Below are 11,704 nucleotides of genomic sequence, written 5' to 3' on the forward strand. Positions count from 1 at the left end.
GCAGGGCGCTATCTGCCGAATGGCATAGGCAAATAGCTCCGGTTGGCCGATGGCGGGCGGCGTTCCGAGCGGCACAGTGTGCCCATCGACCACCATTGGAATCGCGCAATGAAATTCAAGACCTCAACCATCGCCCTGTTTTTCGCCCTGACCGTCCCGTTGGCCCAAGCGTTGGAGGCAGTGCCTTACGTTTACAGCAGCGTGGCCGAACAGCCCGCCAATGTGAAGGATCGCGAAATCGCCGGATTGCTCGACCAGTGGAACAGCGCGTTGAAGAGCGGCAATGTGCAGAGCGTGGTCGACCTGTACGCGCCGAACGCGGTGTTGCAGCCGACGGTTTCCAACAAGGTGCGCACCACGCCGGCACAGATCAAGGACTACTTCGATCACTTCATGGCGCTCAAGCCGGTGGGCCAGATCAACTTCCGTGAGATCCGTCCATTAGGCGCCAACGTGGCCATGGACAGCGGCGTCTACACCTTTTTCCTGACCGAGGCCGATGGCAAAACCCGTCAGGTGCAGGCCCGCTACACCTTCGTTTATGAGCAGGTTGGCGGGCAGTGGAAGATTCTCAACCATCACTCTTCGGCGATGCCGCAAGCGCAGGTGCTGCACGCCGGGAAGTAACTACGTCTTCGAGTAACCCGCTTTTCGTAGGAGCCAGGCTTGCCGGCGAAGGCGATCTGAAGGACGCCTTCGCCGGCAAGCCTGGCTCCTACATGTGCTCAGTTCAGCGCCAGGTCGTCCACAGGTTGCTGCCCGCGGGCCTGTGCGGCGCGTTGCAACTGGCTGGCGATCAGGGTGTTTTTCAGCAGATAGGCAATGGTCATCGGCCCGACGCCACCGGGCACCGGGGTGATCGCACGGGCGACGGTGCGGGCGCTGGCATAGTCGACATCGCCCACCAGACGATCGCCGGATTCGCTGACGATGCGGTTGATGCCGACGTCGATCACCACCGCGCCGGGCTTGAGCCAACTGGCGTCAATCAACTCAGGCCGACCCACCGCCGCGACCACGATATCCGCCAGCCGGCACAACGCCGGGGCGTCGACGCTGCGCGAATGCACCACGCTGACCGAGCAGTTGGCCTGCAACAACAAGGTCGCCATCGGTTTGCCGACAATGTTCGAACGGCCGATGACCACCGCGTGCAAGCCGCTCAAGTCATCACCGCAGGTCTCGTGCAGCAGGCGCATGCAGCCACTGGGCGTGCACGGGGTCAGGACCTCCATGCCTTGCACCAGCCCACCGACGTTTTCCCGATGAAAACCGTCCACGTCCTTGATCGGGTCGATGGCATGAATCACCGCCTGCTCATCGATAGAGGCCGGCAAGGGCAGTTGCACCAGGATGCCGGTCACCGAGGCATCGGCGTTGAGTTGCGCAATCAGTTCCAGCACCTGGGCCTGGCTGGCGGTTTCCGGTAGGCGGTATTCAAGGGAGCGGATACCGACTTCCTTGGCGCGCAGCAGTTTGTTGCGTACATAAACGTGGCTGGCCGGGTCGTCGCCGACCAACAGGACCGCCAGGGCGGGATAGATCTGCTGGGCGGCCAGGGCCAGAACCTCTTCCCGGACCTCGTCGAGAACCTGGGCAGAAATGGCTTTGCCGTCGATGTCACGGGCAAATGCGGGGGTGCTGCTGGTCAAAAGAGTCACCGTTGTCTGATTAAAAAGGGGGGCAGTGATCATCAAGGCGTCTTCGCGCGCTGATGATCCATCAGAGACATGCAGGCAAGGGGGCTCAGGCTACCAGTTGAGGGCAGGCGAATGCCACCGCAACACCGGAAGATAAGGCAGGCAGCGCCTACAGGGAGCGCATTTGATCCTCCTTGCGGGTCAAGACCAGACTCAACAGCACCGAAGTCAGAATGATCCCGCCGACAACGGCCAGCGACCATTCAACCGGCATGTGAAGCCACGGCATCAGCGTCATCTTGGCGCCGATGAACACCAGTACGATCGCCAAACCGTATTTGAGCAGGTGGAAGCGGTCAGCCATGTCGGCCAGCAAAAAGTACAGGGCGCGCAGGCCCATGATCGCGAAGATGTTCGAGGTGAATACAATGAACGGATCGGTGGTAATGGCGAAGATCGCCGGGATGCTGTCGACCGCAAACATCAGGTCGCTGGCCTCGATCAGCACCAGCACCAGAAACATCGGCGTCGCCCAGTACCGACTGTTTTGCATTACAAAAAAACGCTCGCCATGAAACTCGTCGGTGACGCGCAGATGGCTGTGTATCCAGCGCAATAAGGGGTTCTTATTGAGGTCAGGCCGCTGATGGGCGAATGCCAGCATCTTGATTCCGGTGATGATCAGGAACACACCGAACGCATACAACAACCACGCGAACTGCGACACCAGCCACACACCGGCGAGAATCATCACCCCACGCATCACGATGGCCCCGAGCACACCGTACAGCAACACTCGACGCTGTAACTCCGCAGGTACGGCGAAGTAGCTGAAAATCATCACGAAGACGAACATGTTGTCGATCGACAGCGACTGTTCGATCAGATAGCCCGTGAGGAATTCGAGGATTTTGCGCTGGGCGATCTCGGGCCCGAACTCGCCATTCAGGTACCACCAGAGCAATCCCGCGAAGGTCAGCGTTAGCACGCACCACGCAATCACCCAGGACGACGCCTCGCGCACCGATACCCGATGCGCCTTGCGCCCGCCGAAAACAAACAGATCCAAAGCCAGCATGGCGATGACGAAGGCAATGAAGGTGACCCACATCCAGAGTTCACCGATGTTCAGGGGTTGCATGTCGTTCTCCCTGTCTGGACTTGTTCTGGAGCCGACAGGGTCATGCTAGCGGGGAGATTGCAGCGAAGAAAAATCGAATATTCTTTACCAATAATTCGTTTTTTACGAAGTGTCGCTGATAATTCTCAGCACGAGCCGAACACCACCGCAACAGTGGCGTTCAGACGGGCCGGGATTAAGTCTCTCAATGCATCTTGCTGTGATCCTGCATGCCGAGCGCCCGAGTCTCGGCGTCAACCTTGATCGTCTCTTTTTCGCCCTTGGCATTTTCCACGGTCAGGGTCAGGGGCACTTTGTCGCCCTCCTTAACCTGAGTCGTCAGGTCCATCAGCATGATGTGGTAGCCATGGGGATCAAAGCTCACCGGTTTGCCGGCCGGCAGCGCGACGGACTCGACCTGGCTCATGCTCATCACATCGTCTTTCATGCTGGATTGGTGAATTTGCACGGTGTTCGCGACCGGCGACTGCACGCTGAGCAGTTTGCTGTCGCTGTCGGCCTGCAGGGTCATGAAGGCACCGGTCGAATGCTGACCGGCCACCGTCGCGCGGACCCAGGCGTCGTTCACCTGGGTTTGGGCGCACACCTGCCAGGCCGTGCCGATCAGGAAAAGGCCCAGGGCCAGCTGTTTAACACGTGGTGCGTAGATCGAAGTCATCAGCAGACCTCCATGACGGTGAGCAGGTCTTCTGCACACTCTTGAGCGGTAAGGGACGCGGACAGCCCTAGGCGCAAAGTGCCTCGGGAGTCGAAAACGAAGCTGGTCGCGGTGTGGGAGAGGGTATAGGTCGAGCCGCTCGGGATCTTTTCAAAGAACACACCGAACTCCTTGGCGGTGGCGGCGGTTTCTTCCAGCGTACCGTACAGCGCCTCGAAACTTGGATCGAAGGCTTTGACGTAGGCGTCGAGCATTTGCGGTGTATCGCGCTCGGGGTCCAGGGTGATGAAGATCACTTGCAGGCGTTCGCCATCGCGGCCCATCAGTTTTTTCGCCTGTGCCGCACGGGCCAGCGTCGTCGGGCAGACCGCCGGACATTGGGTGAAACCGAAAAAAACCATCGGCATCAGGCCCCGATAGCTGCCCAGCATCCGGTACTCGCCCTGGGCGTCCTTGAGTTTGAAGGTACGCCCCATGATTTTGTCGCTGAGGTCCTTGCCGTACTTGAACGACAGCTTGCTGCTGTCATCGCAGCCGGCGAGCAGGCCAAGGCTCAACAGGCTCATGCCTTGCAGGACCGTGCGACGGGTATACAACGTACTCATGGAAAAAAGCATCCTGTGTAGCGACCGGGAATCTACAGTGGCTGATCAATCAGACGAAAAAAAGCGCACGGATGTTAACAAACTGTTGCGCTATGGCGCTCAATCGATGGCCCGCCGGTCATGCGCCAAAAGGTCGCGGCCTCGGGATACCCTACTGGGAACAAACACCAAGAAACCTGTGGCGAGGGAGCTTGCTCCCGCTGGGTCGCGCAGCGGTCCCCAAAAAAAGGATCACTGCACAACCCTGCGTCAGTAACTCACTCACCACAACAGCCCATACCTACTCAGGCGTATTAATGTGATCCAACACCCGGTTCGCGGTGATCTCCGCCACCATGATGCTGTTGGAAATGCCCAGCAGGGCGTGACGCGACTCACCCTCCAGATGATCCACCAACTGATGGACCATCACATCGACCGAGGCCAGTGTCTCGACCAAAAAAACCGCCAGGGTTTCGGTAGTCGCCTCTGGGGCCACGGCAAACAGCTTGCTGGGTTTACGCGCGGTGGCTTTGATGTCGGCATTCGACGGGAAGTGAAAGTCGAGGGCGCGTTCGGCGGCCTCGTTGAGTTTGTTTGAATTGGGTTCGTACGGAGATATCGGATCGGTGTCCGGTGGGTTGGGCGTAACTTTGAACATAAGCTAGTTTCCCTCATTGGGTGCCAACCTCCTGCGACTAAACGAGAGGGAGGCAACTGTGCGCAGGTTAGTCGACCGGGGAATCTAGCAAAGCCGGCGCGCCCGAAGGCGCCCTGCGCACAGCCACCATCGAGCGAAGGCATGGATCTGCCTGACTGATGAGCTTGTGCAACTCTCTAAATATCCAACCGGGCGACTAAACCCGACCACTGATGGGCAGTGGCACGGAAACAATAGAGGCCAGGGGCAAGGCGCACAAGCCGGCGGATTCTGGCGTAAGCGTAGGCAACGGCGCAAGATCTTGTAGCTTTCAGGAAGTAACCTTCAGGGCTTTTAAACACGCGCATTCCGGCAATGTTGCGAATCCCACAGGGATTCGCGCTTAACTGACTGGCATTGCTCAAGCCCAAATAGAACGTAGCTGCATGCACTTTTAAAGAGCCAAGCCTGACACCGTGCACCAGTGCGAAGCGGTTTCCTGAGCTATTCCGTCCTTCAGCTCAAACGTCCGCCCACCCGCTCGCGGGGGCCAGAAGCCTGATCAGACCCGCGTGGGCCGGTGTCTTTATCACATTTTTCCATCGTACAGAGGCCGGTTTTCCAGAACTGAGGAAGTCATACACCGCGGACTGGCACAAAGGCTGCATTGTTCCCCTCAGGTCCATCGAAAACAGATGGGCAGCCCACTCGATCAACGAAGATCGACCGGCCGAGCAGGTCGTGGGCAACATCGGTGGATCCGGCGAAGGCGCCAGGTCGAACACCGCGAAGAACAGGCAAAGACGCCTGAAACCGAGAGGTTTCAGGCGTTTTTTTTTGCTTTTTTTAACCGTGATTGGCTTTGGCTGGGTGCTTACTATGAATTCCAATGTTGCCGCGTTGAACAAACTGCAAACACTGATCGTGATCGGCAATGGCATGGTCGGACATCATTGTGTCGAGCAGCTCATCGAGCGCGGCGCCCTTGACCACTATCGCCTGCATGTCTTCAGCGAAGAGCCGATGCGCGCCTACGACCGGGTGCATTTGTCCGAGTATTTCGGCGGTCGCGATGCCGAGTCGCTGGCCCTGGGCGAAGCCTCTCTGTACCAGACGCCGGGCGTCACTCTGCATTTGGGCGTGCCGGTGCTGGAAATCGACCGTGACCGCCGTCAGGTGATCACCGCGCAAGGTTGCGTCGCTTACGACAAGCTGGTTCTGGCCACCGGGTCTTATCCCTTCGTACCGCCTATTGAAGGTGCGGAAGGTGACTCGCGCTTGGTCTATCGCACTCTGGAAGACCTCGACGCGATTCGTGCCGCTGCGGCCAATGCGCGGCGCGGCGTGGTGGTCGGTGGTGGCCTGCTCGGCCTGGAAGCCGCCAACGCCCTGAAAAGCCTGGGCCTGGAAGCGCATGTGGTGGAATTTGCCCCGCGCCTGATGCCGGTGCAGTTGGACGAGCAGGGTGGCCTGGCGCTGAAGGCGCAAATCGAGCGGCTCGGTGTTGGCGTGCATCTGTCGCGTGGCACGCAGTCGATCAGTGCCGGCGAGCAGTACCGCTACCGGATGAATTTCGCCAATGACGAATTCCTCGAAGCCGATCTGATCGTGTTCTCCGCCGGCATCCGCGCGCAAGACGCGCTGGCCCGCCAATGTGCGCTGGACATCGGTCCGCGTGGCGGCGTGGTGATTGACGATCAGTGCCTGACCAGCGATCCGAATATCTATGCGATTGGCGAGTGCGCCGCCTGGAATGGCAGCCTCTTCGGTCTGGTCGCTCCCGGTTATCAGATGGCCCGTGGCGTCGCGACGCTGCTGTGCAACCAAGTGGCGGAGCCGTTCCAGGGCGCCGACATGTCGACCAAGCTCAAACTGCTCGGCGTTGATGTCGGCTCCATCGGCGATGCTCACGCCCAGACACCGGGTGCGCGCAGTTATCAGTTCATCGATGAAGCGACGGCCAGCTACCGCCGCCTGGTGGTGGATGTTGACAGCAAGCGCGTGCTCGGCGCGGTGTTGGTCGGCGACAACAGCTATTACGACACCCTGCTGCAATACATGCAGAACGGCATTGCCTTGCCGTCGGAACCCGCCAGCCTGATTCTGCCATCGTCCACCGGCGCGCCAACCCTGGGCCCGGGCGCGCTGCCCGAGTCGGCGACCGTTTGCTCGTGCCATAACGTCACCAAGGGCTCGATCTGCTCGGCCATCGACGGTGGCTGCACCGATCTGGGCCTGCTCAAGTCGCAGACCAAGGCTTGCACCGGTTGCGGCGGTTGCGCGGGCCTGCTCAAGCAGGTATTCGAGCATGAGCTGATTGCCCGTGGCGTCAGTGTCGACAAGAGCCTGTGCGAACACTTCGCCTACACCCGTCAGGAGCTTTATGCGCTGGTTCGGGTAGAAGGGGTGATCACTTTCGAAGAGCTGCTGGCCAAACACGGCCGTGGTCACACCGGTTGCGACGTGTGCAAACCGGCGGTGGGCTCGATCCTCGCTTCGTGCTGGAACCAGCCGATCATGGACGCCTCGCTGGTGCCGTTGCAGGACACCAACGACACCTTCATGGCCAACATGCAGAAAAACGGCACTTATTCGGTGGTGCCGCGCATCGCCGGGGGCGAGATCACCGCCGACAAGCTGATTGCGATTGGCGTGGTGGCGAAGAAATACGACCTCTACACCAAAATCACCGGCGGCCAGCGGATCGACCTGTTCGGCGCGCAGTTGCATCAGTTGCCGGACATCTGGTCCGAGCTGATTGAGGCTGGTTTCGAAACCGGGCATGCCTACGGCAAATCGACCCGCACGGTGAAGTCTTGCGTCGGCAGCACTTGGTGCCGTTACGGCGTGCAGGACAGCGTGAAAATGGCCCTGACCCTCGAGGACCGCTACAAAGGCCTGCGCTCGCCGCACAAGCTCAAGTTCGCGGTCTCCGGCTGCACCCGTGAATGTGCCGAGGCGCAGAGCAAAGACGTGGGCGTGATTGCCACCGAGAACGGCTGGAACCTCTACGTGGCCGGTAACGGCGGCATGCGCCCACGCCACGCCGAGCTGTTCGCCACTGACCTGGACGATGAAACCCTGATCCGTTACATCGACCGCTTCCTGATGTTCTACATCCGCACCGCCGACAAATTGCAGCGCACCTCGGTCTGGCGCGAAAGCCTGGAGGGCGGCCTGGATTACCTCAAGGACGTGGTCATCAACGACAGCCTGGGCCTCGGCGCAGAACTCGAAGCGCAGATGCAACTGGTGGTCAACCGCTACGAGTGCGAATGGGCCAACGCCCTCAAAGACCCGGAAAAACTCAAGCGCTTCCGCACCTTCGTCAACGATCAACGCCCGGACCCGGACATCCATTTTGTTCAGGAACGCGGTCAGCGCCGGCCGATCATGGCCGCCGAACTCAACCTTATCCCTGTCACCGAGGAGAATGCCTGATGAGCCAGTCCACTACCCAGCGTGTCGAAGCCCCTGCAACCGCGGCCAATGCCCAGGCCTGGCAGGCGGTGTGCAGCCAGCAGGATCTGGTCAGCAACTCCGGCGTCGTGGTCTGGCTCGACGGCGCGCAGGTGGCGCTGTTCTACCTGCCGCAGGCCGAAGGTCGCACCCTCTACGCCATCGACAACCATGATCCGCAATCCGGCGCGAACGTCATCGGTCGCGGACTGATCGGCAGCCTCAAGGGAGATCTGGTGGTGGCGTCGCCGATCTACAAGCAGCATTTCCGTCTTGAAGACGGCAGTTGCCTGGAGTACCCGGAGCAGCGCCTGCGCGTATGGCCGGTGCGCCTGAACGCCGGCGTCGTGGAAGTCGCGGCGGCTTGATCGCTGCCCTGAACCGTATCGGAGAACGTTGATGAAGACAGCCGCACAGTTGCTCAAACTGAAAGTCGTGCAAAACCAGCAGGTGCACAGCATCGCGCCGGACCAGATGGTCCTCGATGCCCTGAAAATGATGGCCGAGAAGAACGTCGGCGCGTTGCCCGTCATCGAAGACGGGCAGGTGGTCGGCGTCATCAGCGAGCGCGACTATGCGCGCAAAGTGGTGCTACAGGGCCGTTCTTCGGTCGGTACACCGGTGCGCGAGATCATGAGCGCGCCGGTGGTGACCGCCGACAGTCAGCAGAGCATCGAGCGCTGCATGGCGGTCATGACCGACAGTCATTTGCGCCATCTGCCGGTGCTGGAGAACGGTGAACTGATCGGGCTGCTGTCGATTGGCGATCTGGTCAAGGAAGCCATCGTCGAGCAGGCCGATTTGATTCGGCAACTGGAGCACTACATTCGCGGGCACTGAGGACGCTGCGTGGATCGATCACAAGATCAAACGCGACAGGGCATACCGCAGGTCGTAAAAACCGGCTCAAATGGAAATAAGCCTAAGTAACTGGTTGGAACAGTCGATAACCCCAAGAGCAAAGCAAGTCAGCCGACCATGCAGATGCCGCCAGGGGAATTATCAAATGTCCATAAAGTTGCGTTTGTTTTTGTTGATCGGCACCAGTTTGCTCACCGCCCTGATCGTGAGCCTGGTCAGCTATCTGGGCAATACCCGGATGGCCGAAGCGGTGAGTGACAACGAGGTCAGCATGACCGCGCTGCGCAACCACCTCGAAGCCGACATGATGCACGATGCGCTACGTGCCGATGTGCTGTCGGCGATGCTGGTCGGGTTGGGCAAAAGCACCAGCAGCAAGGCTGAGGTGCGCAGCTCCCTCGAAGAACATGCGGCGCATTTTCGCGAGATGCTCGGTGACAACCTCAAGCTGCCGGTCAACGACACCCTCAAGGCAGCGTTGGACAAGATCAAGCCTAGCCTCGATACGTACATCAGTACCGCCGAACGCATTGTCGGCCTGGCGCTGGAAAATCCGGATACCGCACAGCAGCAACTCGGCATGTTCAATACCGCGTTCAGCCAACTGGAAGACCAGATGGCCGCCCTCAGCGAGTTGATCGAAACCAACACTCAACAGACCAGCGCAGGCACTGCGCAAGCCATCAGCAGTGCCAACTTCACCCTCGGCACCGTCCTCATCGCCAGTTTGTTACTGCTGCTCGCCCAGGGGCGCTGGGTGATCCTGAGCATCATGGGGCCGTTGCAGATCGCCAGTCGCATTGCCCAGAGCATCGCCCATGGCAACCTGAGCGATCCTATTGTCGAACCCACCCGCACGGACGAAGCCAGCACCTTGATTCGCAGCCTGGCGACCATGCAGCGCGATCTGCGCGGGATGATCGAGGTGGTTCGCAGCAATGCCCATGGCGTCAGTGGCATGAGCCAGCAGTTGAGCAGCGGCTGCCATAAGGTCGCGGGCAGCAGCCAGCAGCAAAGCGTCGCCGCCAGCACCATGGCCGCGGCGGCCAGCGAAATGACCGCGAGCATCGAGGAAATCACCCGGCATGCCGAGCGTGCACTGAACATGGCCAACCAGGCCGAGGAACTGGCCAAGGATGGCGGTCGCGTGATTCATCAGGTGGTCAGCGACATGGACGGTATTGCGCGTTCGGCCCAGCAGTCGGCCCAGGTAATCCGCACACTGGACAAGGAGTCCGAGGGGATTTTCAGCATCATTCAGGTGATCAAGGGCATCGCCGATCAAACCAACCTGTTGGCGCTTAACGCCGCCATCGAGGCCGCTCGCGCCGGTGAGCAGGGCCGTGGTTTTGCCGTGGTGGCCGATGAGGTGCGCAGCCTGGCGGGCCGCACCAGCGCCTCCACCCAGGAAATCGCCACCATGGTCGCGCGCATCCAGCAAAGCACCCGTGAGGCGGTCACCAGCATGGAGGCGGGCGTCGCACAGGTCGACAAAGGCATGGCGGTGACCGCCGATGTCGAGCGCGCCATCCGCGAAATCCTCCAGGCCACGCTCAGCACCACTGAACTGGTCAATGACATCAGCCGCACAATCGGTGAACAGAGCCTGGCCAGTAACGAAATCGCCCATCAGGTGGAAATGATTGCCGGCATGTCCGAAGGCAACAGCAAGGTTATCAACCAGACCGCCTCGACCACCGATGAGCTGTCTACATTGGCGGGCCAGCTCTCGCAATCGGTGGATCGGTTTCGTCTTTGAGGCATCGGCTGGCCCTGTTCCGGGGCCAGTCAGCTCATCCAGTTGCCGCCATCGACGTTATAGGTCTGCGCCACGATGTAATCGCTCTCGGCCGATGCCAAAAAGATCGCCATACCGACCAGATCATCCGCCGTGCCCATGCGTCCATAGGGTACTTCCTGACCCGCCAGCCTTTTCTTTTCCCCGAGCGGCCGGTTTTCATATTTGGCGAACAGCGCGTCGACACCATCCCAATGCTCACCGTCCACCACGCCCGGCGCGATGGCGTTCACGTTGATGTGATGGGGGATGAGATTGAGGCCGGCCGATTGCGTGAGGCTGATCACCGCCGCTTTGGTCGCGCAATACACCGCGACAAGCGCTTCACCGCGTCGACCGGCCTGACTGGCCATATTGATGATTTTGCCGCCATGGCCCTGACGGATCATCTGCTTGGCCGCGGCCTGTAGCGTGAACAGGGTGCCGGACACGTTGATCGAGAACAGCCGTTCGTAGCTGTCGCGAGAAATCTCGGTAATCGGCGCGAGATCAAACAGGGCCGCGTTGTTGATCAGGATATCGAGCTTGCCTGTGGTCGCGATGACCGCCGCGATGGCACCGTCGATGGATTGCTGATCAGTCACGTTCATCTCGACCGCATAGGCATTCGGCCCCAGCTCGGCCGCGGTGGCTTGCGCGCGTTCCAGGTTGATGTCTGCGATCGCGACCGTGGCGCCTTCGCGGATATAGGCTTGCGCGAACGATCTCCCGATGCCTCTGGCAGAACCGGTGATAAGGGCGCTTTTTTCTTCCAGACGTTTCATTTTTTCCATCCAATCGTAAGAACTATAGAGACGCCCCCATCGAGGGCACCAAAAGCGGTCGTCAATCTGCGAAGCCCCCCTGTAGGAGCGAGGCTTGCCCGCGAAGAACGATGACGCGTAATACCTGAAAAACCGCGGCGCATTCTTCGCGGGCAAGCC

11 protein-coding genes and 1 pseudogene are annotated in these 11,704 nt (G+C 60.0%); 6 read left to right on the forward strand and 6 right to left on the reverse strand.

The features are described from left to right. The first annotated feature begins 108 nt into the window (after positions 1–108). Positions 109–627, forward strand: a complete 519-nt coding sequence (locus PMI18_RS14350) for an SgcJ/EcaC family oxidoreductase (RefSeq protein WP_007901115.1) — start codon at positions 109–111, stop codon at positions 625–627. A gap of 98 nt (positions 628–725) precedes the next feature. On the opposite strand, the gene PMI18_RS14345 is transcribed toward PMI18_RS14350, so the two are convergent. From PMI18_RS14345 to PMI18_RS14325, 5 genes are all read right to left on the reverse strand, one after another. Next, a complete protein-coding gene (locus PMI18_RS14345) occupies positions 726–1,652 on the reverse strand; it encodes a bifunctional 5,10-methylenetetrahydrofolate dehydrogenase/5,10-methenyltetrahydrofolate cyclohydrolase (protein ID WP_177319027.1) in 927 nt (308 codons plus the stop codon). 157 nt (positions 1,653–1,809) lie between these two features. Continuing rightward, on the reverse strand, positions 1,810–2,781 hold the full coding sequence (locus tag PMI18_RS14340) for a TerC family protein (protein WP_007901118.1): 972 nt from the start codon (positions 2,779–2,781) through the stop codon (positions 1,810–1,812). Between the two features lie 184 nt (positions 2,782–2,965). Next, positions 2,966–3,439, reverse strand: a complete 474-nt coding sequence (locus PMI18_RS14335; protein ID WP_007901121.1) for a copper chaperone PCu(A)C — start codon at positions 3,437–3,439, stop codon at positions 2,966–2,968. Then, on the reverse strand, positions 3,439–4,044 hold the full coding sequence (locus PMI18_RS14330; protein ID WP_007901123.1) for an SCO family protein: 606 nt from the start codon (positions 4,042–4,044) through the stop codon (positions 3,439–3,441). Before PMI18_RS14330 ends, PMI18_RS14335 begins: the two co-directional genes overlap by 1 nt. Before the next feature lie 280 nt (positions 4,045–4,324). After that, on the reverse strand, positions 4,325–4,684 hold the full coding sequence (locus PMI18_RS14325; protein WP_007901125.1) for a DUF6124 family protein: 360 nt from the start codon (positions 4,682–4,684) through the stop codon (positions 4,325–4,327). An 858-nt stretch (positions 4,685–5,542) separates the two neighbouring features. Here PMI18_RS14325 and nirB point away from each other — a divergent pair. The 5 genes and pseudogenes from nirB to PMI18_RS31940 all read left to right on the forward strand — a co-directional run bounded on the left by nirB (position 5,543) and on the right by PMI18_RS31940 (position 10,742). Beyond that, positions 5,543–8,104, forward strand: coding sequence for a nitrite reductase large subunit NirB (gene nirB, locus PMI18_RS14320; protein WP_033036460.1), 2,562 nt, complete (start codon positions 5,543–5,545; stop codon positions 8,102–8,104). Then, positions 8,104–8,490, forward strand: a complete 387-nt coding sequence (gene nirD / locus PMI18_RS14315; RefSeq protein ID WP_007901129.1) for a nitrite reductase small subunit NirD — start codon at positions 8,104–8,106, stop codon at positions 8,488–8,490. Before nirB ends, nirD begins: the two co-directional genes overlap by 1 nt. 31 nt (positions 8,491–8,521) lie before the next feature. Beyond that, positions 8,522–8,962 carry a CBS domain-containing protein gene (locus PMI18_RS14310; protein ID WP_007901130.1) on the forward strand — a complete coding sequence of 147 codons (441 nt, stop codon included), beginning with the start codon at positions 8,522–8,524 and terminating at the stop codon, positions 8,960–8,962. A 166-nt stretch (positions 8,963–9,128) separates the two neighbouring features. Then, positions 9,129–9,884 (forward strand): annotated as a pseudogene (locus PMI18_RS31935) (MCP four helix bundle domain-containing protein); the annotation flags it as partial. A 132-nt stretch (positions 9,885–10,016) separates the two neighbouring features. Then, positions 10,017–10,742 (forward strand): methyl-accepting chemotaxis protein, encoded by a 726-nt coding sequence (locus PMI18_RS31940; protein WP_443200873.1) that lies wholly within the window; start codon positions 10,017–10,019, stop codon positions 10,740–10,742. Positions 10,743–10,771: 29 nt separating this feature from the next. On the opposite strand, the gene PMI18_RS14300 is transcribed toward PMI18_RS31940, so the two are convergent. Continuing rightward, positions 10,772–11,545 (reverse strand): L-iditol 2-dehydrogenase, encoded by a 774-nt coding sequence (locus PMI18_RS14300; RefSeq protein ID WP_033036462.1) that lies wholly within the window; start codon positions 11,543–11,545, stop codon positions 10,772–10,774. Between the last annotated feature and the right edge of the window lie 159 nt (positions 11,546–11,704).

Origin of the sequence: Pseudomonas sp. GM102, from assembly GCF_000282555.1 — a bacterium.
Taxonomy (GTDB): Bacteria; Pseudomonadota; Gammaproteobacteria; order Pseudomonadales; family Pseudomonadaceae; genus Aquipseudomonas.